The 21754-nt window shown below is 59.6% G+C and carries 22 protein-coding genes and 1 tRNA gene; 6 read left to right on the plus strand and 17 right to left on the minus strand.

All coding sequences use genetic code 11. The features are described 5' to 3' along the window. Positions 1-408: 408 nt before the first annotated feature. The 15 genes from QQJ98_RS00005 to QQJ98_RS00075 form a co-directional block, all read right to left on the minus strand. Positions 409-1494, minus strand: coding sequence for a tyrosine-type recombinase/integrase (locus QQJ98_RS00005; RefSeq protein WP_284323268.1), 1086 nt, complete (start codon positions 1492-1494; stop codon positions 409-411). A gap of 234 nt (positions 1495-1728) precedes the next feature. Next, positions 1729-3390: a vWA domain-containing protein gene (locus QQJ98_RS00010; RefSeq protein WP_284323269.1), complete on the minus strand. Its 1662-nt coding sequence runs from the start codon at positions 3388-3390 to the stop codon at positions 1729-1731. Positions 3391-3614: 224 nt separating this feature from the next. Beyond that, on the minus strand, positions 3615-4175 hold the full coding sequence (locus tag QQJ98_RS00015; RefSeq protein ID WP_284323270.1) for a fasciclin domain-containing protein: 561 nt from the start codon (positions 4173-4175) through the stop codon (positions 3615-3617). 145 nt (positions 4176-4320) lie between these two features. Further along, positions 4321-4980 (minus strand): anti-sigma factor, encoded by a 660-nt coding sequence (locus tag QQJ98_RS00020; protein WP_284323271.1) that lies wholly within the window; start codon positions 4978-4980, stop codon positions 4321-4323. Further along, positions 4977-5519 carry a sigma-70 family RNA polymerase sigma factor gene (locus QQJ98_RS00025; RefSeq protein WP_284323272.1) on the minus strand — a complete coding sequence of 181 codons (543 nt, stop codon included), beginning with the start codon at positions 5517-5519 and terminating at the stop codon, positions 4977-4979. Before QQJ98_RS00025 ends, QQJ98_RS00020 begins: the two co-directional genes overlap by 4 nt. 62 nt (positions 5520-5581) lie before the next feature. Further along, the gene (locus QQJ98_RS00030; RefSeq protein WP_284323273.1) at positions 5582-7639 is read right to left on the minus strand and encodes an ASKHA domain-containing protein; all 2058 of its coding nucleotides are present in this window, start codon (positions 7637-7639) and stop codon (positions 5582-5584) included. Positions 7640-7651: 12 nt separating this feature from the next. Further along, entirely contained in the window at positions 7652-8026 is a 375-nt protein-coding gene (locus QQJ98_RS00035; RefSeq protein ID WP_284323274.1) for a cupin domain-containing protein, read from the minus strand. Between the two features lie 87 nt (positions 8027-8113). Beyond that, positions 8114-9196, minus strand: coding sequence for a 2'-deoxycytidine 5'-triphosphate deaminase (locus QQJ98_RS00040; RefSeq protein WP_284323275.1), 1083 nt, complete (start codon positions 9194-9196; stop codon positions 8114-8116). 61 nt (positions 9197-9257) lie between these two features. Then, positions 9258-9335: transfer RNA gene (locus tag QQJ98_RS00045), tRNA-Pro, on the minus strand. Positions 9336-9398: 63 nt separating this feature from the next. Beyond that, positions 9399-10199 carry a MerR family transcriptional regulator gene (locus QQJ98_RS00050; RefSeq protein WP_284323276.1) on the minus strand — a complete coding sequence of 267 codons (801 nt, stop codon included), beginning with the start codon at positions 10197-10199 and terminating at the stop codon, positions 9399-9401. 12 nt (positions 10200-10211) lie between these two features. Next, positions 10212-10511 carry an integration host factor subunit alpha gene (gene ihfA / locus QQJ98_RS00055; RefSeq protein WP_284323277.1) on the minus strand — a complete coding sequence of 100 codons (300 nt, stop codon included), beginning with the start codon at positions 10509-10511 and terminating at the stop codon, positions 10212-10214. A gap of 100 nt (positions 10512-10611) precedes the next feature. Next, positions 10612-11583 (minus strand): beta-ketoacyl-ACP synthase III, encoded by a 972-nt coding sequence (locus QQJ98_RS00060; RefSeq protein ID WP_284323278.1) that lies wholly within the window; start codon positions 11581-11583, stop codon positions 10612-10614. Continuing rightward, entirely contained in the window at positions 11580-12686 is a 1107-nt protein-coding gene (gene plsX, locus QQJ98_RS00065; RefSeq protein ID WP_284323388.1) for a phosphate acyltransferase PlsX, read from the minus strand. The genes QQJ98_RS00060 and plsX overlap by 4 nt, the downstream gene beginning before the upstream one ends. Positions 12687-12742: 56 nt before the next feature. Then, a complete protein-coding gene (gene rpmF / locus QQJ98_RS00070; RefSeq protein ID WP_054006057.1) occupies positions 12743-12946 on the minus strand; it encodes a 50S ribosomal protein L32 in 204 nt (67 codons plus the stop codon). 162 nt (positions 12947-13108) lie between these two features. Continuing rightward, the gene (locus tag QQJ98_RS00075) at positions 13109-13681 is read right to left on the minus strand and encodes a YceD family protein (protein WP_284323279.1); all 573 of its coding nucleotides are present in this window, start codon (positions 13679-13681) and stop codon (positions 13109-13111) included. Between the two features lie 235 nt (positions 13682-13916). Between QQJ98_RS00075 and QQJ98_RS00080 the strand changes: the two genes are divergently transcribed. The 3 genes from QQJ98_RS00080 (at position 13917) to QQJ98_RS00090 (ending at position 17092) form a co-directional block, all read left to right on the plus strand. Continuing rightward, entirely contained in the window at positions 13917-14414 is a 498-nt protein-coding gene (locus QQJ98_RS00080; RefSeq protein ID WP_348523116.1) for an outer membrane protein assembly factor BamE, read from the plus strand. Between the two features lie 54 nt (positions 14415-14468). Beyond that, complete coding sequence (locus tag QQJ98_RS00085) at positions 14469-15218, plus strand: GNAT family N-acetyltransferase (RefSeq protein WP_284323280.1); 750 nt, start codon at positions 14469-14471, stop codon at positions 15216-15218. Between the two features lie 62 nt (positions 15219-15280). Then, complete coding sequence (locus QQJ98_RS00090; protein ID WP_284323281.1) at positions 15281-17092, plus strand: ABC-F family ATP-binding cassette domain-containing protein; 1812 nt, start codon at positions 15281-15283, stop codon at positions 17090-17092. Here the strand turns inward: QQJ98_RS00090 and QQJ98_RS00095 are convergent. Beyond that, the gene (locus tag QQJ98_RS00095) at positions 17089-17556 is read right to left on the minus strand and encodes a hypothetical protein (RefSeq protein WP_284323282.1); all 468 of its coding nucleotides are present in this window, start codon (positions 17554-17556) and stop codon (positions 17089-17091) included. The two genes, QQJ98_RS00090 and QQJ98_RS00095, sit on opposite strands and share 4 nt — an antisense overlap. A gap of 11 nt (positions 17557-17567) precedes the next feature. Then, on the minus strand, positions 17568-17756 hold the full coding sequence (locus QQJ98_RS00100) for a hypothetical protein (protein ID WP_284323283.1): 189 nt from the start codon (positions 17754-17756) through the stop codon (positions 17568-17570). Between the two features lie 75 nt (positions 17757-17831). Between QQJ98_RS00100 and cysS the strand changes: the two genes are divergently transcribed. The 3 genes from cysS to QQJ98_RS00115 are packed head-to-tail and all read left to right on the plus strand — an operon-like array spanning position 17832 to position 21693. Next, complete coding sequence (gene cysS / locus QQJ98_RS00105; RefSeq protein WP_284323284.1) at positions 17832-19316, plus strand: cysteine--tRNA ligase; 1485 nt, start codon at positions 17832-17834, stop codon at positions 19314-19316. Next, a complete protein-coding gene (gene cimA, locus QQJ98_RS00110) occupies positions 19313-20935 on the plus strand; it encodes a citramalate synthase (RefSeq protein WP_284323285.1) in 1623 nt (540 codons plus the stop codon). Before cysS ends, cimA begins: the two co-directional genes overlap by 4 nt. Next, complete coding sequence (locus QQJ98_RS00115; RefSeq protein WP_284323286.1) at positions 20932-21693, plus strand: squalene/phytoene synthase family protein; 762 nt, start codon at positions 20932-20934, stop codon at positions 21691-21693. The genes cimA and QQJ98_RS00115 overlap by 4 nt, the downstream gene beginning before the upstream one ends. The last annotated feature ends 61 nt before the right edge of the window (positions 21694-21754 follow it).

A 21754-nucleotide genomic window follows, 5' to 3' on the forward strand; every position in this document is an offset into this window, starting at 1 on the left:
ATTGCCTTCGAACAGCAGCAGAAACAGAAACTGCGAGGCGTCTAGCAAACTAGGGGCTATTTAATTGGCAGCGCCAGTATTCGAGGGCGGACTTGGAATAGTTGAGGTGTTCGGCAGCTTGTGCCGTATCGAGAAACGGGTCGTCACTTTGAGTGTCGCGCATAGAGAGCATCTCCCTCTTGAGGGTTAGCTGCTAGTGGGCTGCGCGTTGTGACCCCATCCTCTCCCCTGACTGCTTTCACCCACTCTGGCCCTTTCGGGCGCGCGTTATTGGTTCCACAGCACATTCAGGTTCGCCGTGACAGCGCAGCTTCTTCGCGTCGAGGGTTGTCAGCGCGGAGGAAGCAATAAGAAGCAAGTTAGGAAGCATTCCATCACTTTGCAAGTGTCAAAGCGGGTAATGTTCTTTTAAATCAGACCCCTGCGTTTAAACGCAGTGACGATCTGCTCCATTGGTTCGCGCAACTTGTCATGCCCGACGACGATATACCGCGCGCCTGTGACGGACGTTGGGGTATGGTTGAGGAGCCGTCCGACGACTTCCTCAAACAGGCCAGCCTCGGTCGTGGCGAAGGTTGTGAAGGTGCGCCGATGGTCATGAGCAGACCAGCCGATGCGCGTAGGGGCGCGCAAGTGGACGGCATGGCGCGTGCCGTGAAAGACATACTCCGACTTGTAAGCCTTCATCGGTTCGAGGATCGCGTGATGTTCGGGCAGCAGGGGCAGGTTGAAAGCGCGACCGTTTTTCGTCTCGGGCAGGTGCAGGTGGTCGCCGTGGATTTGATCCCACCGCAGGGTCATCGCCTCTGACGACCGCAAGCCCGTGGTCAGCAAGAAGCGATAGAAGGCGGCGTGGACGGGGTTTTCGAGGGCATCGACGGCCTTCTTCCATGCGTCAAGGTCCGTGATGATCCGCTGCGACGGAGGCTCAGGATACCACTCAATCGCGACCGTCGGGCATTCGGGCAGGTCATATGTGCGTCGGGCATGATTCCAGATCGACCGGAAGGATTTCAGGACGTGGTTCGCGCCGCGTTCGCCCAACTTGGCAATGCGGCTGTGAGCGGCAACGCAGTCGGCTTTGGTGATTTCGTCAATGGGCCGCTTGAGCCATGCTTTCAGATGGACGTCGATCTGTCGTTGAACGACGGATTTGTTGTGATCGGAGCGCAGCTTTGGGCGGGCGAGGTAGTCTTTGGTCGCGTCAGCCAGCGTCGGCGTCTTCGCGGCACGCAGGCGCTTTGCTACAGCCCCTGACGCGTAGTCGGCGACGAGCAAGGATGCCTCGTGCCGCGCGTCTGCTACTCGCGTCTCGGGCCAAGTGCCCAACTTCGTGCGAACCGTTTTGCCCTTCGAGTCCTTCTGGTAGTAGAAGGTCTTCGTCGTCTTGCCCGTGAACAGGCCGAAACCCTTGATTTCGGTGTCCCACAGCTTCGCGTCAGGCGGGGCCGCCTTCACGGTGGTCTCGGTCAACTTGACCTTCTGGCTTTCCATCGCTGATCATCCTTTTTGCAGGCGTTCTGTAGTTGGCGCTTTGCAACGCGCTCGGATGAACAATGGTGGTTTTTTCAATGATTTCAACCGCGTTGGGACGGCTTCAAACATGCTGTGGGGGAACGCGTATGGTTGGGAAGCTGCTGCTCTACCATTGAGCTACACCCGCGATGCGGCTTGGATTATGCCAGCCGCGCCATAAGGTCAAGGTGATTTGGCGCGGCTGGCATGTGCTTAGGGCACATTGATCTCTGTACGCTCGCCTGGTTTGACGCTGGCGGGGGTTTCGGTTTCGATCTCGCCCTTTTTGGTGACGATGGTGTAATCGCCGCCGGGCAGGGTGGTCTGGTCTTCGGCGTTGAAATCGTGGAACACCGATTTGCGGTCGCCGTTGATGTCCTTTTTGGCCGAATATATCTCGACCTCGGTGGCACCGGCGGCAGTAAAGGCCAGAACGCCTGCGTCGAGGATCACCGCAACATCGGTGCGCGCGCCGGCTTTGATGCTGAAGGGCACCTCGGCCGAAGCCGCGTCAAGCTCGACATATGCAATGTAGTCGCCGGGTGAAAGTTTGATCTGATTGCCGGTGCCGTAGGCGGTGTTCAGGGTTTCACGGCTGCCGTCGATGCTTTTCTTTGCCGAGCGGATGGCGACCTGATGCGCGTTGCCCTCTATCAGCATGCCCTCCACATAATACCCCTCAATCGCGGCGAGGCCGACTTCGATGATCTCGTCGCGCTCCAGCAACTGGCCGGGGGTTAGGGTCAAGGTTGTGGTCTGGCTGGCAAGGCCAAGGCCTGCGGTCAGCGTCACCTCGCCCGCAGGCAGATAGACCCGCGTGTCGCCGAAGTAGGTGGTGTTGACGCCCGAGGTGGTGGCAAAGTTCAAGCTGGCCTCGGGTTCGACGGCGCCATCTGCGGTGCCTTTGGGATGCAGGATCACGCGGGCAGCATTGAAGTTGACCTCCGGTGCGCTGAGCGTATCAGCGGTGATCGTGATGTCGGTGCTGGTGGTCGCGGAATCCAGCGTGGCAATCAGGCGGTAATTGCCGGGTTCGATATAGCCTTTGAAATTATTGTATTCGGTGGTGGAGCGGTCGCCGGTGCTGCCATCGGCATTGATCGCATTAAGCTCCCAGTTCACTTGCGAATTGTCATCTGGCTTTGCGACGCCGGGGGCCAACAATGCTTTGGGTGCGAAGTTGATTTCCAACTGGGCTGGTTTGGCGGGTTCTGGCGCGGGTACAGGTTCTGGGGCGGGCACCGGGGCGGGTGTTGAGATCACGGTGCTTTGCAGCGCAAGCGTCAGACTGTCGAGATCGTCAGCGGTGATGTATTGGCCGCCGGTATCTTCGGCAAGGCAGGCGACTTGTTTGCCCTCGTCCTTGGTCAGGCCAAACCCTACCACATGCGCGGTGAAATCGACGCCCGAAGATTCGAGGTCGCGCGCCAAAGCACAAGGGTCGCCTTCGCAGGTTTCAATGCCATCGGTGATCAGCACGACGGTGGCTTTTTCTTCGGTGGAGTGAAGCTCGTTTGCGGCGCGGCGCACGGCTTCGGTCAGCGGCGTCTTGCCCAAGAACTGCATCTTGGCTGCGGCATCCGAGATCGCTTGCGCCGTGCCAGTGGCTGGGGCGACAAGGGTTTCAATGTCGTCGCAGGCCCCTTTTGAGCGGTGGCCATAGGCGATCAGGCCCAGTTCGGTATCGCTGGGGATGGTTTTCAGCACTTCGGCCAATGCCTCGCGTGCGATTTCAAGTTTGGGTTTGCCGTCGATCTGGCCCCACATCGAGCCTGATCCATCCAGAACGATGATGGTGCGGCCATCGGCATGGGCAAGTGCTGGCAGGCAGAACAGCGCGCAAACAAGGGCGCGCAAGGTTGATAAAAGTCGCATCAGAAGAATCCTTAAAACAAAGTCCAATGCCGAAAGAGTAGCGAAGCTGTGACAAAACGCAAAGCACAGCTTTAAGCCTGCGCAGAAACGCAAAGGGTCTTGCAGATTGCTCTGCAAGACCCTTCCGCTGGACAGATTAAAGTGGGGACTTTGAAAAAATCAGTCCAGCGTCTGCTGTGGCAATCTGCGGTCCACTGGGAGGTCCGTGGCAGATCGCCAGTGCATTACATTTTCGGCAGCATCACAGTGTCGATAACGTGGATGACGCCGTTCGACTGCTTGACATCGGCCTGGGTGACAGTTGCCACGTTGCCCATCTCATCGGTCAGCTTGATCATGTCGCCTTCGTAGGTGGCTTGCAGGGTGCAGCCGCCCAGCGTCGGCACCGGGTGCGTGCCTTTGTCATCCGCGATCATGCCTTTGAGGGCGTCAGACATCACTTCTTTGCCGACCACGTGGCAGGTCAGGATTTTCACGAGCGTGTCTTTGTTTTCCGGCTTCAGCAGGGTTTCAACGGTGCCAGCGGGCAGTTTCGCAAAGGCGTCGTTGGTGGGCGCGAAGACGGTGAACGGGCCAGCGCCCGAAAGGGTTTCGGCCAGACCAGCAGCGGTCACAGCGGCAACCAAAGTGGTGTGGTCTTTCGAGTTCACAGCGTTTTCAACGATGTTTTTCTCGGGGAACATTTCAGCACCACCGACCATCGGGTTTTCGGCCAAAGCCATGCCCGAAGAGAGCGCCAGAAACGCGGTTGCCATTGCGGCTTTGACCATACGGGAAGCGTTCATTGTGTTACCTCTTGTTGGTTGACGGGCAAGACAGCCTTGCCTCATGGTGAAGTAACGAAACGGGCGGCTGAAAAGTTTCAGCCGCCCGAATTTTTTTTTTGATTATTTTTGTAGCTGTTCGATTTGCGCGGTCATGTCACCGCTGTCAGATCTCTGCGAGCGGTCCTGCGGCAACGATTGGCCCGGTTGGCTTGCCATCCGGCCCGCCGCCTTTCGGTTCTAGCGTGATCGCCAGTACATAGCCCGCTGCGGCTTTCGGGGCAGGGATGGTGACCGAGGCTTGGCTGAGCACCCCTAAGGAGACCGGGGCCTTATCGCCTTCAATGATCCACAGTTCGTAATCCTTGCCCGCCTCGGCATCCGTCCCAGCCACACGGGTGAGCGTCAACTGATCGCCAGCGATGGCTGCGGTGTAGCGCAGGGGCGAGGCTTCGGCGGACATCTCGGCGGTCATTGTGGGCGCGGGCGGGGCAGGTGGCGGAAGCATCATGAAGGCAGCGGCACCGATGGCGGCAGCAGTCACAGCGCCACCGATCCAAGCAAGCCAGCGGCTTGGTTTGGCGGTGGCTTGCGGGAACAGACGCGCCTCGATCTGCGGCAAAAGGTTTGGGGCCGGGGCCTCGGCATAGTCGTCGTTCAGATCCGCGAGCCGATTTTGCCAGTCGTTTACCAACGCCGCAAAAGCTGGATCGCGGCGCAGGCGGCTCTCTGCGGCGCTGCGCTCGGCCAGATCGAGCGTGCCCAGCACATATTCAGCGGCCAAGGCTTCATCTTCGGGTAGATCAAAGGCGGGAGTGCTGGTCATTGCTCCATGCACTCCTTCAGTTTCAGCAGGCTGCGGCGCAGCCAGGTGCGCATGGTGTTCAGCGGCACATCGAACTGCGCCGCAAGGTCAATGTAGGACGTGCCGGTCAGGTATGCACCACGCAGGGCGGCAGCTTTCTCGACCTCTAAAGTGTCGAAACATTGATTGATGCGCTTGGCCTCACCCACGGCAATCAGGCGGTTTTCGGCCCGCGGTGTGGTGTCGATCACCGCGTTCATCGCGTCTTCATCATCGGCTTGCGTTTCTCGCCGTGCCCGCAGACGGTCAATCGCATGGTTGCGTGCGAGGGCGATCAGCCAGGTCATGCCACGGCCTTTATCGGCTTCATACCGATTTGCCCGCAGCCATACTCTGGTAAACACCTCTTGCAACGCATCCTCCGCTTCTGCCCGGTTTCCCAAGATACGCAAGAGCACGCCCATAAGTTTCGCAGAGGCATTGGAATATATGGAGCGAAACGCCGCGCGGTCTTGCGCGGCGATCTTTCCAAGCAAATCAGCAATCGGATCATCCATCATGCACGCAACTTAGGGGCTGTGCGCGATAGGTCAAGGGTGCCTGAATGGAGGCCGACCTGCCCTTAACCACGCCTGCGCCGACCGCCTGCGCCGCCCGAACCAGAGGTGTTGAAGCTGACCTGTGGCAGGGTGACGATTTTCGACAACTCGGGGAAGGTATCGACTGCGTTCGGGATGGCGCTGGCATTGACAAAATGCTCTTGAAAGCGCGGCTCGATGGCGGTTTCGACCTTGTGGATCTGATGCACGGTGGCCTCGATATAGTCGCGCGCGGCCACATTGCACAAAGCGATGCGCGCGCCGGTGCCTGCGGCATTGCCGGCGCTGATCACCTTATCCAGTGCAACATCCGGGATCATGCCCAGAACCATCGCGTGTTTCGGGCTGATATGTGCGCCAAATGCCCCTGCCAGCACCACCTTTTCCACGGTTTCAATCTGCATCTCGTCCATCAACAGCTTGGCCCCGGCGTAAAGGGCGGCTTTTGCCAGCTGAATGGCGCGGATATCGCCCTGAGTCACGGTGATCAGCGGGCCGCCATTGGCGGTGCCGTCATGCAGCACATAGGAATGGGTGCGGCCTTCGGCGATGCAGCGGGTGGTGCCGGTTTGATCGGCACTCCCGATCAGGCCGCCTTGATCGACCAGGCCCGCCATCCGCATCTCGGCCACAGCCTCAATGATGCCCGAGCCACAGATGCCAGTGATGCCGCTGTTGCTGGTGGCTGCGACAAAGCCCGGATCGGAGGACCACAGATCGCTGCCAATGACCCGGAAGCGCGCCTCCTTGGTTTCAGGATCAATTTCCACCCGTTCAATCGCGCCGGGCGCCGCACGTTGGCCAGACGAGATTTGCGCGCCTTCAAAGGCGGGACCGGTGGGGGAAGAACAGGCCAGCACGCGCGACTCGTTGCCGAGCAGCAGTTCGGCATTGGTGCCCACATCGACGATGAGCACCATTTCTTTTGATTTGTTCGGCTCTTCCGACAAAGCCACCGCCGCACAATCGGCCCCAACATGGCCTGCGATACAGGGCAGAATGTACACGCGGGCTGCGGGGTTGACCGCTTTGATGTCCAGATCAGCGGCGTCCAGCACCAGCGACCCCGAGGTGGCCAGCGCGAACGGGGCTTGGCCGAGTTCCACCGGATCAATCCCCAGCAGCAAGTGGTGCATCACCGGGTTGCAGACAAAGGTGATCTCGTAAATTGAGGTCGGCACGATTTTGGCCTCGGTCGCAATTGCCTGCACCAGACCATTCAACGCGGTGCGCACGGCGGCGGTCATTTCAACGTCGCCGCCGGGGTTCATCATCGCGTAGCTGACGCGGCTCATCAGGTCTTCGCCAAAGCGGATCTGCGGGTTCATCACGCCGCTTGAGGCCAGTACGCTGCCGTCGTGCAAGTCGCACAGATGTGCGGCTATGGTGGTCGAGCCCAAGTCGATCGCCAGCCCATAAAGTTTGCCTTCATGGAAGCCCGGCCAGATATCAAGGATGCGGTGGCGCGCGTCGTGGTTGCCCTTGTGCAGGGCGACCGTCACGCTCCAGTTGCCCTTGCGCAAAGCTGGTTGCAAGCGGCGCAGGATCGGCAGTTCAGCGGCAACTTCGCCCACGCCCCATTGCTGTTGCAGGGCTGTCACCAGTCGCTCAAAGTCGCCTGTGGGTTCGTGCATGTCAGGCTCGGCCACTTCGACGTAAAGCGCGCGGGTGGCGGGATCCATCACGATGTCGCGCTGCGAGGCGGATTTGCGGATCACCTGCTTGTGGACCTGAGATTCCGGCGGCACGTCGATCACCACGTCACCCATCACCTTGGCCTGACAGCCCAGACGGCGGCCATCAATCATGCCGCGCTTGGTTTTGTAACGCTCTTCCACCGCGTTCCAGTCGGTCAGCGCATCGGCCTCGACTGTCACACCATGCTTTGAAAACTCGCCATAGCCCGGCGTGATCTGGCATTTCGAGCAAATGCCGCGCCCGCCACATACCGAATCCAGATCGACCCCCAATTGCCGCGCTGCGGTCAGCACGGGCGTGCCAAGCGCAAAGCGGCCGCGCTTGCCCGAAGGCGTGAAGATCACCAGAGCATCTTCTGTCGGGGTGTGTGTGGTGTCGGTCATGTAGTCCTCGGATCAGACGAACGTATAAGAGACATCGGCAAAGCTGTCGGTGGCGAAAGTGTAGAACCAGCGCACTGATTGATGCGCGGCCAACACTCCATGCACGGCGGCGCCGGGAATGAAAAGAGCAACGCCGGGTTTCAGCCGATGCAGCACGCCGTCGATGCTGACATCGACCTCGCCCTCAAGGCCGAAATACAGCTCGGGTTGCGGATGGGAGTGGAGCGCGAACGTGTCGCCAGCCGCCATGATGGCTATGCCGCAGACGAGGCTGTCTGTCGCTGTGACATCGCCAGAGATCAGGGTTTTCCATTGGATGCTGCCCCGCGCGGGGTCGGCCCAAGCCTCGGCTGACAGGTTCGATTGATCGACCATAACTGCGGTCATGAAGCCCCCCTTGCATCCTGAGATGAGTCTAAGCTGCATCCGCGCGCCCGCGATGCCTGTTCGCGGCATTGCAGGGTCGGTCTGCGGCTATTCAGTGCGGAACTGCTTGGCGAGTTTCAGGCCCTGACCCTGATAATTTGACGCAATCTCGCGGCCATAAAGCGTCTCGGGGCGGCTGGCCATGCGTTCATAGACCAGACGCCCTACGATCTGGCCGTGCTCCAGCACGAAGGGGGCCTCGTGGCAGCGCACCTCTAACACACCGCGACTGCCCGCACCGCCCGCCGCCGCATGGCCAAAGCCGGGGTCAAAGAAGCCCGCGTAATGGACGCGAAATTCGCCGACCATGGCAAGGAAGGGGGCCATTTCGGCGGCGTAGTCGGGGGGGATGGTGACAGCCTCACGGCTGACCAGAATGTAGAATGCGCCAGGATCAAGGATGATGCGGCCATTGGTGGTGCGGATTTCTTCCCAAAACTCGGGGGCCGGATAGTGGCCGATGCGGTCAAGATCGACGACGCCAGTGTGCGGTTTGGCGCGGTAGCCGACCAGATCGCCCTGCGCAGGTTTCAAATCAACCGAAAAGCCCAAACCTTCCGAGATCATCGCAGGCCCGGACACCAGCGGTTCAGCGCCATGCAGCGCTGCCAACTCGGCGTCCGACAGCACAGCTTGACCATCGCGAAAGCGGATTTGGTTCAGGCGCTGGCCGGCGCGCACCAGCACGGAAAAACTTTTCGGGCAAACCTCGGCATAAAGCGGGCCGTGGTATCCTTCGGCGATGCGGTCAAATTCTGTGCCGCCATCGGTGATCAGACGGGTCAGCAGATCGAGCCTGCCAGTCGAAGATTTCGCATTGGCCACCGCCGTGATGCCCACTGGCAGCGCCAGACTTTCCATCAAGGGCACGACATAAACGCAACCCTTTTCCAGCACAGCGCCGTCGGTGAGATCAATGCGGTGCATTTCAAATTCGGCGATTCGATCTGCGGCGCGGCAGCCCTTGCCGACCAGAAACGAGGCACGCACCCGGTAGGCCACCGTCCCCAGCCGCAGATCAAGGCTTGCGGGCTGGATTTGTTCTGGAATGATTGCAGGCAGGGCGGTGATGGCCCCGGAAGCGATCAGGCCGCGCAGGGCTTGGACTGGCAGAACACCGGGTTGGCTCATCTTCATATCCTATCAACGAAAACGCCCGCACTACCGTTTGGCAGGCGGGCGTTTTTCGATTTGGTCGGGCCAGAGAGATTCGAACTCTCGACCTTCCGCCCCCCAGACGGACGCGCTAACCAGGCTGCGCTATGGCCCGACACGCGGTCTTCATACTGATATTCCGGGCAGGAGCAAGCAGGAAAGTGCAAGGCGATCAATGCTATGTTGCGGGGCTGTGGAGAGGGCCTTTCGGCGCTGCCTGCATCCGGTTGCGCAGATAAAGCAAACGGGCGCGCAAATGGTGCAGATCGGATTGGCGGTCGTGGAACGCATGCGGGGGCAGGGCGCGCAGACGGTCAATCAGCGGCGCATCGGCGGCCAACTTAGGCTGCGCGGGTGCTTTGGGTGATTCTGCCAAGGCGGGCCGCGGGATTGCAACAATTTCAGCGGTTTCCGGTTCGGCTTCCACCAGCTCTATTTCCGGTAGATCGGTTTCGGGCAGATCAGTTTTAGCTGCGTCCAGCACAACGGGGCCCGCCGAATCCTCGACAAGGTCAGCGAAGTTAAAGCTGGGCTCGGGTTCTGATACTGGCGCAGGTGCTGGATTACGCAGGGCGAATTCCAAGGCGACGATGGTGGCCGTCGTCGCTTTTTCCGGCGGCATGTCGGCTTCATCGCGCAGGCCGAAATTCGACGCGAGTGCCGCTTCAAGTGCGGCTTCAGCGTCGATATCCACGTCATCAGGCACCAGCTCGCCCGAAAGGCCCGCGACATGCCGCACGCCCTGTTCGCGCAGAATTTTCTGCACGCCGCGGATGGTCAGACCTTCATCGTGCAAAAGCCGCTTGATCCCTGTCAGCAAAGCCACATCGGCGGGGCGGTAGTACCGCCGCCCGCCCGCGCGTTTCACCGGGCGAATCTGTGGAAAACGACTTTCCCAAAACCGCAGCACATGCGCTGGAGTTTCAAGGTCGTCGGCCACCTCGGAAATCGTGCGGAAAGCGTCCGGTGACTTGTCCACCCAATCGCGTCCTTATTTCTTGCCAGCCGCCACGCGGTCTTTCATCAGATGCGAGGGGCGGAAGGTCAAAACACGGCGCGGCGATATCGGCACTTCGTCGCCCGTTTTCGGGTTGCGGCCCACACGCGCCGTCTTGTCGCGCACCGAGAACGTGCCAAAGGACGAGATCTTGACCGTCTCACCCGAGGCCAGTGCATCCGACATATGTTGCAGCACAGCCTCGACCAGTTCGGACGATTCGTTGCGGCTGAGGCCCACTTCGTGGAACACAGCTTCAGACAGGTCCATACGCGTTAGAGTCTTCTCGCTCATCATAATCCCCCCGGGGCTATTTTGAGCACGATGCGTCTTTCGGAATTGCGAGTCAATAACAGGGGCTTGGCAGACGTTCTTAAAATCGCATTTCAGCGCTTTACCAGCGCAGAACCACCGAACCCCAAGCCAAACCGCCGCCGATTGCCTCTGTAACCAGCAGATCGCCGGGTTTGATCTGGCCGCGCGCCTTGCCAACTGACAATGCGAGGGGAATCGATGCAGCCGAGGTGTTGCCGTGATCCTGCACCGTCACCACCACGCGATCCATCGGCACATGCATGCGTTTGGCGGTGGCTTCGATGATGCGGATATTGGCCTGATGCGGCACGATCCAATCGACATCATCGCCGGTCAGCGCGATTTTCGCCAAAGCTGTATGCGCGGTTTCTGCCAGTTTTTCGACGGCGTGGCGGAAGACTTCTTTGCCTTCCATCCGCAGATGGCCCGTAGCCCCGGTAGAGCTGCCGCCATCGACATACAACAGGTCACGGTAGCGGCCATCGGAATTCAGATCGGTGGCAAGGATGCCGCGATCGCTGTTCTCACCCGTGCCCTCGGCGGCTTCCAGCACCAAAGCGCCAGCACCGTCCCCAAACAAAACGCAGGTGGCGCGGTCGGTCCAATCCATCAGGCGGCTGAACGTCTCTGCTCCGATGACCAGCACGCGCTTGGCCTGACCCGTCAGGATAAGCGCATTGGCATTGGTCAGCGCGAACACAAAGCCCGCGCACACGGCTTGCACGTCAAAGGCAAAGCCGCGGGTCATGCCCAAGGCGCCTTGAATCGTCGTCGCGGCAGATGGAAAGGTGAAATCGGCGGTTGAGGTCGCCACGATCACCGCGTCAATATCATTGGGTTGCAGCCCGGCATCCGCCAAAGCCGCCAATGCCGCACGGGTACCAAGATCGGCTGTGGTCTGGCCTTCGGCGGCGTAATGGCGACGCTCGATCCCCGAACGGGTCTTGATCCATTCATCGGTGGTGTCCACCAAAGTCTCAAGATCTGCGTTCGGCACAACCCGGTCGGGCAGATAATGCCCAACGCCTTTTACAACGGCGCGTATTGTCATTCGCTGGACTTTGCCTCCGCCCGATCTGCGCCACTGTCGACCACGGCATCTTGGCCCGCGCGCACTGTTGATGCAACCCGTGCCGCAAGCCGCGCCAAAAAGCCCGCGCTCGACAACTGGTAGGCAAGGGCGATCGCCGCCGCAACGCCAGTTTCATCGGCAGAGCCATGCGATTTGATCACAGTGCCGTTAAGCCCCAGAAAGATCCCGCCATTGACCCGGCGCGGATCCATCCGGCGCTGCAGACGTTTCAGCGAGTTGAGCGCAAGTAAGGCTGCAAATTTTGACAAGATGCCGGCATTGAAGGCTTCGCGCATGAAATCAGAGATCAGCTTGGCGGTGCCCTCTGCGGTTTTCAGCGCGATATTGCCAGTGAAACCATCGGTGACGATCACATCGACGCGGTCTGACGGCAGATCGCCGCCTTCGACAAAGCCGATGTATTCATAGCCGCCAGCCTCTGCTGCCAAGGCCAATTGATCATTGGCGTCTTTCAGCTCGGCGCGGCCCTTATGCTCTTCGGTGCCAACATTCAGCAAGCCGACACGCGGACGGTCGAGTTTCAAACCATTGCGGGCATAAGACGCCCCCATTGCCGCATATTGCAGCAAATCGGCAGCTTCGGCCTTAATATCGGCGCCGACATCCAGCATGACGTTAAAGCCGCCGGGATTGCGCGATGGCCACAAACAAGCGATGGCAGGACGATTGACGCCGGGCAGCTTGCGCAAGCGGATCATCGACACCGCCATCAGCGCCCCCGTGTTGCCACAAGACACCGCAACCGCAGCCTCGCCATTCTTGACCGCATCAATGCAAGACCACATCGAGGTGCCCTCGCCGTGGCGCATCACCTGAGACGGCTTGTCCTGCATCGTCACCACGCGCGGTGCGTGGCGCAAAGTCACCCGAGAGCCAAGCTCCGGGTGGCGGGCCAACAGTGGTGCCACGATTGCAGAATCACCGTGCAGCAGGAATTTTGCATCCGGCAGCTGCGCCGCAGACAGCACAAGACCGGCGACAACGGCCCCCGGTCCGCGATCTGATCCCATCGCATCAACAGAAATGACGATACCAGTAGCAGCGATGCCGCTTGCACCAATGTCTGACGGAGTTTGGGTTCCGGGTTCCACAGGAGGCAAGCGGGCTCAGAAGCGGCTTACGCCGCGTCCTCGTCAACTTCCACTGCTTTGGTCGCGACAACTTCGCGCGCATCGTAATGACCGCAGGACGGGCAAACGTGGTGCGGGCGCTTCAATTCGCCGCAGTTGGTGCAATCTTGCGGGTTGCCAGCAACCAGAGCGTCATGCGAGCGACGCATGTTACGTTTGGAGCTGGTGGTGCGGTTCTGCGGGACAGCCATGTCACGACCTCGGATAGTGGGGGACAGGCCCCGGATTTTACTTTGATTTCAGCACCTTGTTACACCAATGTAAGCGGCGCGACAAAGCCCTGATTGAGGCGCGGAACATAGTCAGATTCCCGCCATGCGCAACCCCCTTTCTGCAAGCAGGGGGCAATCGGGCTAAACCTGTGGTTCGTCAGGCTTTTTCAGCTTGTCGGCAAGCGCCGCCAATCCGGCAAAGGGTTTCAGATCGGCAGATTGCAGTGGCGCGACCCCCGGGGCCGCGAAGGTGGCTTCGGCGAATTCTGCGCCACGGGCGCGCGGATATAGCGGCAGCGCCAGCGCCAGTGCTTCAATGGCGACGGCCGCGATGTCGATGATTTCTGGCAAAGCCTCGATATCATCTTCGGGGATTTCCAGCTCGTCCGCGTCGGGATGGGCGTAATCATAGGCATAGCGCCGCTCGGTTGTATCGGTCAGATGGCTGCGCACCGGGGCAAGCGTCACCGAACAGGGCTGCACCACCAAGGCGGTCAAATCGGCGGTCAGCATCACATCAGCGCGGCCTGCAGGGGTCAACGCACCCTTGAAGGTGAATTCTGGCAGATCCAGCAGATCGAGGGCTGCTGCGATCAATTTGCGTGCAGCCTCATCGGGGGCAAAGGTAAAGCGCAGGGCTTTGCGGCCCGACACCAACGCAGAGCGATAGGGTTGGCTTGGCAAAGCTGGGCTTGCGGCGCTTGCATCGGTCATCCTGATTTCCCCTTCTTCTGTGGTATCCGGCAAATCCCCCCGATTAAAGCAGGTTCTGCCAGTGTTTTCGGTCGCATCCGCGTTCCATTCTTGAACAGAGCCGCGTCCTTCTGTAAGCCAAAAGCAACGGGCCTTGGCAACCGTCGCTTTGCCCTTGCGATACTGGCCCTCTTCGGCTGGCGCAAGGCCTTGGTGGGGCAGCGGCAGGGGCAAGACCACGAGGATGAGGGCAGGAATGGCGCAGCTTTTCGGTAAATCGGCACGGATCGGCTTTGGCGGGTCTGCGCGTCGCGTTGGAGTGCGGTCTTGGGTGATGGCAGCGGCGATGATGCTGGTTGTGGCCTGCTCGCCGATCTACCGCGATCATGGCTATATCCCTTCTGACGAAGAATTGGCCCTGCTGACGGTTGGCAAAGACACCCGCGAATCTGTCGCCGTCAAAGTCGGGCGGCCGTCTGCCTCGGGTTTGTTGAACGATGTCGGTTGGTATTACGTCGAAAGCCGTTTTGTCACCAAAGGCGCGTTCACCCCGAAAGAAGTGAACCGCGAAGTTGTTGCAATCACCTTCACAGAAGCTGGCACAGTCGAGAATATTGAGCGGTTCGGGCTTGAAAAGGGCCAGATCGTGCCGCTGTCGCGGCGTGTGACCAAGGATAACGTCAAGGGTGCAAGCCTGCTGCAACAATTGTTTGGCAATGTCGGCGGTCTGACAGCGGATCAGTTGCTGAAATAGGCAGCCCCCTAGAAGCAGCCGCGCCGATAGCGTCTTAACCTGCGTGAGGTCTTGATGGTTCTGCTGGTCAGGGGCAAATATCGCGCCCGTCTTGCTGCAGGTGACGCTGATCTTGCCCGCGCGCAGGCGTTGCGCCACCGCCGATTTATTGCGCGGCGTGGCACGACCGAAGCCGATGGCCGCGACTCAGATCGTTTTGACGCGATGTGCCAGCATGTGTTGGTCGAAGATACCGCCAGTGGCCAGTTGGTGTGCTGCTACCGGTTGTTGTCGTTTGCGGCGGGCGAGTCGTTGGACAACAGTTATGCTTCACAGGTCTATGGGTTGGCCGCGCTGGATGGTTTTGCCGGGGCCAAGCTGGAACTTGGCCGATTCTGTCTGGACCCTGATTGGCACGACCCGGATATTCTGCGGCTGGCTTGGGGGGCTATGGCGCAGATCGTCGATGCGCAGGCGGTGACTTTGTTGTTTGGCTGTTCATCCTTTGAGGGCGCTGATTGGCTGCCGCATGCCAAAGCGTTGGCATTGCTGCGCGGCCATCTGGCACCCGCCGCATGGCTACCAGAGGAAAAGGCCGCTGAAGTTTTCCGATTTAGCCAAGATCTTGGCGATATGGGCTACGATTTGCGCGCCGCCTTGCAAGGCCTGCCGCCGCTGCTGCGCACCTATCTTGCGATGGCGGGTTGGGTCAGCGATCATGCGGTGATCGACCGCGAACTGGATACGCTGCATGTGTTCACCGCCGTCGAAATTGCGCGGATTCCAAGCGCCCGCGCGCGTGCTTTGCGCGCAATTTCAGAGTAGAGGGCACGGGCTGTGGCGTCATCGCCGATTGACGCCGCGCGCTAGGTATCCTAGCAGGCGGCATGGCACGCGCACCCCTTCTCCAGCTTTCTGGCATCTCGCTGACTTTCGGCGGCAATCCCGTATTTGACGAGCTTGATCTTGTCGTCCAACCCGGTGATCGGGTGGCGCTGGTCGGCCGCAATGGCTCTGGCAAATCCACCTTGATGAAGGTGATGGCCGGGCTGGTCGAACCCGACAAGGGTATCCGCGTGGTGCCGCCCGGCGTGCATGTCGGCTATATGGAGCAAGACCCCGATCTGTCGGGGTTTGCGACCTTGGGCGATTACGCCGCCTCGATGCTGCCCGAGGGAGAAGAATACAAGGTCGCGATGGTGGCCGAGGGGCTGAAGTTCAACCCAGAAACGCCCGTCTCGACGGCATCGGGTGGTGAGCGTCGCCGTGCAGCCTTGGCCAAGCTGATGGCCGAAGCGCCCGAGCTGATGCTGCTGGATGAGCCGACCAACCATCTGGATATCCAAGCTATTGAATGGCTTGAGGAAGAACTTAAAGGCACTCGTACCGCTTTTGTGTTGATCAGCCACGACCGCGCGTTTTTGCGCGCACTGACGCGTGCGACTTTGTGGATCGACCGTGGCCAAATCAAACGCCGCGAGGCTGGCTTTGATGGCTTTGAAGAATGGCGCGAAACTGTCTGGGCCGAAGAGGATGAGGCCCGCCACAAGCTGGATCGCAAGATTAAGGCCGAGGCGAAATGGGCGGTCGAGGGCATTTCGGCCCGACGCAAGCGCAACCAAGGCCGGGTGCGCGCGCTGGCCGCTTTGCGAGACGAGCGCAGCAGCCAAATTCGCCGCCAAGGCACTGCGCAGTTGGAGCTGGATTCCGGCACCCAATCCGGCAAGCGGGTGATCGAGGCCAAGGGCATCAGCAAGATTTTTGGCGACAAGACCATCGTGCAGAACTTCGATCTGCGGGTGCAGCGCGGCGATTGCGTGGCGTTTGTTGGCCCCAATGGCGTTGGAAAAACCACGCTTCTCAAGATGCTGATCGGCGAACTTCAACCTGATTCCGGCAGCGTGCAGCTTGGCACCAATCTGGAAATTGCAGTCTTTGACCAAGCCCGCGCGCGTCTGGACCCCAATGCGACGCTGTGGGACAGCCTGACCAATGATCCGTTGATGGCGGTCTCGGGAAGTTCCGATCAGGTGATGGTGCGTGGCAATCCCAAGCATGTTGTGGCCTATCTGAAAGACTTTTTGTTCGACGAAAGCCAAGCCCGCGCCCCGGTGCGTTCACTGTCTGGCGGAGAAAAGGCGCGGCTGCTGTTGGCCAAACTGATGGCACTGCCGTCGAACCTGTTGATCATGGACGAGCCGACCAACGATCTCGACGTGGAAACCCTTGATTTGCTTCAGGATATCTTGGGCGACTATGATGGCACCGTGCTGCTGGTCAGCCACGACCGCGATTTCATCGACCGCATAGCCACCTCGACCATCGCGCTGGAAGGCCGCGGCAGGGCCTCAGTTTATCCGGGCGGTTGGACCGATTACCAGAACCAACGCGTGGTTTCTGGGGCGACACTGACTGCGGATAACTCTGCAAAATCAGGATCTTCCGCCGCAAACGTAAAGTCAGATGTGAAGAAGGCGGACGGCCTGACCTTTACCGAGCGTAAACGTCTTGAGGCTTTGCCCGACCTGATCGAAAAGCTGGAAGCCGAGATTGGCAAAGTGTCTGATTTGCTGTCCGATCCGCAGATGTTCTCGAAAGAGCCGGTGAAATTCCGCAAAGCTGGCGAAGCCTTGTCAGAACGTCAGGCCCAACTTGCCGCCGCCGAAGCCGAATGGCTGTCATTGGCAGAACGAGCCTAAAAACACGCAACGGCGGCGACGGGGTGCATCAGAAATGCCTGGTCATCGCCGCTGGTGCCAGACAGGGTCAGAAAATTTTGCGCCCCCTCAAAGCTGATGCCCAGTGGATCGACAGTTAAAAGCAACGCTCCAGCCTCGCTCAGCGACAGTGTGAACGCGCCCGCATCGCCTTCCATGCCGCAAGACAGGCCATCGCCCTGCGGCTCGCAATAAGCGCTGCCGATGTAACTGTCCGAGCGACCACGCAATTTCACCGAAATATCGACGACCAAAGATGTGCTCACCGCTTGGCCTTCGGCGGGGGTCAACGATATCTCGCTGATTTTCTGCTGCGGATGCCGGGCCAGATGTGCGGCCGAATAGTGGCGCTGAAAACACGATGCTTCGGGCGGAAACATCGCCGTGGCGGCAGTTTGTGCCAACAAAGGTAGCGGCAGCACCATCAAAATCATCGCCCGAATCATCTGTGCTCCGATCAGCGCTGCACTGTTTGTGCTGTTAGCATGCCATGGTCGCCGGTGCCGTCAAACCACAAGCTTGCAAAGCCCACCCCCGCGCACAAACGCCCTTGGCGGGCCAGCATTTCGGCGCTATGAAGAGGAATGAACACGATGGGCATCATCATTTGCTGCATTACCTGCTGACAATTCGTCAGGCGGGCCATCACCTCATTCCCTCAACAGGATCAAGCTGATAGACCCGCCGCAGGCAAATGCGAGCGCTAAAGGCGAGGGTTGCGATGATCAAACTGCACAACACCAAGACGCGGAAGAAAGAAGATTTCACGCCGATTGATGCAGAAAACGTGCGGATGTATGTCTGCGGCCCGACAGTTTACGATCGCGCCCATCTTGGCAATGGCCGCCCGGTGGTGGTGTTTGACGTGCTGTATCGCCTGCTGCGCCACGTTTACGGGGCTGAACATGTCACCTACGTGCGCAATTTCACCGATGTGGACGACAAGATCAACGCCACCGCCTTGGCCCGGCAACAGGCAGGGGCTGCGGGTTCGCTGGAAGATCTGATCCGCGAGCGGACCGAGGAAACCATCCAGTGGTATCATGACGATATGGATGCTTTGGGGGCGCTGCGGCCCAATCATGCGCCGCGCGCGACCGAATATATCGGCCCGATGGTGTCAATGATCGAGGGGCTGATCGCGGGTGGCCATGCCTATGCCGTTGAAGGGCATGTGCTTTTCCGCGTGCGGTCCTACAAGAATTACGGTGCGCTGTCTGGCCGTTCTGTCGACGACATGATTGCAGGCGCGCGGGTCGAGGTCGCCCCCTATAAAGAAGACCCGATGGATTTCGTGCTTTGGAAACCTTCGTCTGGGGATGAGCCGGGTTGGAACAGCCCTTGGGGCCGGGGTCGTCCGGGCTGGCATATCGAATGTTCCGCGATGAGTTACGAATTGCTGGGGTCGTCGTTCGACATCCACGGTGGCGGCTTGGATCTGCAATTCCCGCATCATGAGAACGAAATCGCCCAAAGCTGCTGCGCCCATCCGGGGGCGGATTTCGCGCGGGTCTGGATGCACAATGAGATGTTGCAGGTGGAGGGCAAGAAGATGTCCAAGTCCTTGGGCAACTTCTTCACCGTGCGGGATTTGCTCGATCAGGGCTATCCGGGGGAAGTGATCCGGATGGTGTATCTGGGGACGCATTACTCCAAGCCGATGGACTGGACGAAGGAGAGGGCGGAGCAGGAAGAAAAGACCTGTGACCTCCTCATGCGCGCTATGCAGATTGCCGAAGGTTACGGCGCTATTCCAAGCCAAACGCTAGAGCATGTGACAGACCAAATTTCATCGGCACTGCGTGATGACCTCAATACAAGTCAGGCGTTAACGTCACTTGTTAGTGAGGCGAGGGTTATCACAAAATTTGCGGATGGAACATTGAGCATCGACGGAACAGAGTTGTCATCCGTTATCAAAGAACATGGCGACAGCTTTTTAACGGCCTTGGATGTCTTTGGCCTGCTAGATTTGCTTCGTAAAAGGGCCGCTAGAAAGACACGGAACGATGCGTTTTTAACGGCATACTTGGACAAAATGGTTCAACTGCGTGTTGCCGCTATGAAGCAGAAAGACTTCAGTTCAGTTGATGCATTGAAGATGCTTCTTCAAGAGGCTGGGGTAGAAGTTAGGATTTCAAAAGAAAAGATTGAACTTATCCCCGGATCCAACTTCGACGCCACCAAACTCGAGTCCCTCAAATGACCCGAGAGCGCCTCTATTTGTTCGACACCACTCTGCGCGATGGCCAGCAAACCCAAGGCGTGCAGTTCTCAACTGCCGAGAAACGCCAGATTGCCACGGCGCTCGATGCGTTAGGCGTGGATTACATCGAGGGCGGGTGGCCGGGGGCGAATCCGACCGATTCCGAGTTTTTCGCCCATGCGCCGCGCACGCGGGCGACCATGACGGCGTTTGGCATGACCAAGCGGGTCGGGCGCTCAGCTGAAAACGACGATGTGCTGGCGGCGGTGCTGGATGCGGGCACGCCTGCGGTCTGTCTGGTAGGCAAGACCCATGAGTTTCACGTCGCCACCGCGCTGGGTGTTTCCTTAGAGGAAAATTGGGAGGCGATTGCGGCGTCGTTCACACACGTCATCGCCAAGGGCCGCGAAGCTTTGTTTGACGCCGAGCATTTCTTCGATGGCTACCGCGTCAATCCTGAATATGCGCTGTCTTGCCTGCGCGCGGCCTTTGATGCGGGTGCGCGATGGATCGTTCTTTGCGACACCAACGGTGGCACCTTGCCGTCTGAGGTCGGCCGCGTGGTGGCCGAAGTGATCGCTGCTGGCATCCCCGGTGATCGGTTGGGCATCCATTGTCACGATGACACTGGCAACGCCGTGGCGAACTCTTTGGCGGCGGTGGAGGCCGGGGCGCGGCAGATTCAGGGTACTCTGAACGGCTTGGGCGAGCGCTGCGGCAATGCAAATCTGGTCACTCTGATACCGACGCTTTTGTTGAAAGAGCCGTTTGCCAGTCAGTTACAAATCGGGGTAACAACCGAGGCTCTTTCCGGACTTGTACGTTTGTCCCGCTCCCTGGATGACATTTTGAACCGCGTGCCAAACCGTGCGGCACCCTATGTCGGGGCCAGCGCCTTTGCCCACAAGGCTGGCCTGCATGCCAGCGCTATTCTAAAGAACCCAAGCACTTACGAGCATATCGCGCCTGAGCTGATTGGCAATGAGCGTATCATTCCGATGTCGAACCAAGCCGGCCAGTCCAACCTGCGCGCCCGCTTGGTTTCAGCGGGAATTGAAGTGGCCGCAGGCGATCCAAGACTGGGCCGCATCCTGGAGATCATCAAGGAACGCGAAGATCAGGGCTATGCTTACGACAGCGCTCAGGCCAGCTTTGAGTTGGTGGCGCGCAAGGAACTGGGCCTGCTGCCCGCGTTCTTCGAGGTCAAGCGGTATCGGGTGACGGTAGAGCGGCGCAAGAACAAATATGATCGTATGGTCAGCCTGTCCGAAGCCGTGGTGGTGGTAAAGATCGGCGATCAGAAGATGCTATCGGTCAGCGAAAGCATGGATGAAACCGGCACCGATCGCGGCCCGGTCAATGCCTTGTCCAAAGCTTTGGCGAAAGATCTGGGGCCGTATCAGGGCATGATTGATGATCTGCGCTTGGTCGACTTTAAGGTGCGGATCACGCAAGGCGGGACCGAGGCCGTGACTCGGGTGATTATTGACAGTGAAGACGCACAGGGGCGGCGGTGGTCGACGGTTGGCGTCTCGGCCAACATCGTCGACGCTTCGTTTGAGGCGCTGCTGGATGCGATCAACTGGAAACTGATCCGCGATATTGGGGTGCCGGTGTGAGCTTGCAAGCCTGCGCCGATTTGGTTGAGCGCGGCGATGCCGACCGATTTGCGGCGGTGATGGCGGCTCCGATCAATCTGCGGGGACGGTTGTGGCCGTTGTATGCGTTCAATCTTGAAATTGCGCGCGCGCCTTGGGTGACGAAAGAGCCGATGATCGCTGAGATGCGGCTGCAATGGTGGCGCGATGTGGTGGCGGAAAAGGCTCCTCGGGCGCATGAGGTGGCGGGGCCGTTGCACGATCTGATCGGGGCGGCTGGCTTGGATGTGGCGGTGTTGGACCGGATGGCGGCGGCGCGGGTTTGGGATATTTACAGCGATGCGTTCGAGGATCAGGCCGCGTTTGATCGCTATATTGAGGACAGCGCTGCGGGGTTGATGTGGCTGGCGGCGCGGTCTTGTGGGGCGCCGGATCAGGCAGAGCGGGCGGTGCGGGATTATGGCTGGGCATCGGGGCTTGCGAATTTTTTGTGGGCCGTGCCGGGGCTGGAGCAGCGCGGACGGCGGCCTTTGGTGGATGGGCGGCCGGGGGCTGTGAGGGATTTGGCGGCGCGTGGGCTGGAGAAGATCAGGCAGGCGCGGCGCTCTGAGATCAGGCTAGGGGCAGCCGCGCCGGCCTTGCTGGCGGGATGGCAGGCCGAGGCATTGTTGCGCCAGGTTGTGGCCGATCCGATGGTGGTGGCAGAGGGTCGTCTGGGTCTGTCGGAATTTCAGCGGCGTGGTCTGTTGCTGTGGCAAGGATTGACCGGGCGTTGGTGAGTGTCCACGCGTGGACAGCTTTCCGATCACGATAAATCAAGGACTTAACAGGGCCTTGGTA

This window comes from Cypionkella aquatica (genome assembly GCF_030161095.1).
Lineage (GTDB): Bacteria > Pseudomonadota > Alphaproteobacteria > Rhodobacterales > Rhodobacteraceae > Cypionkella > Cypionkella aquatica.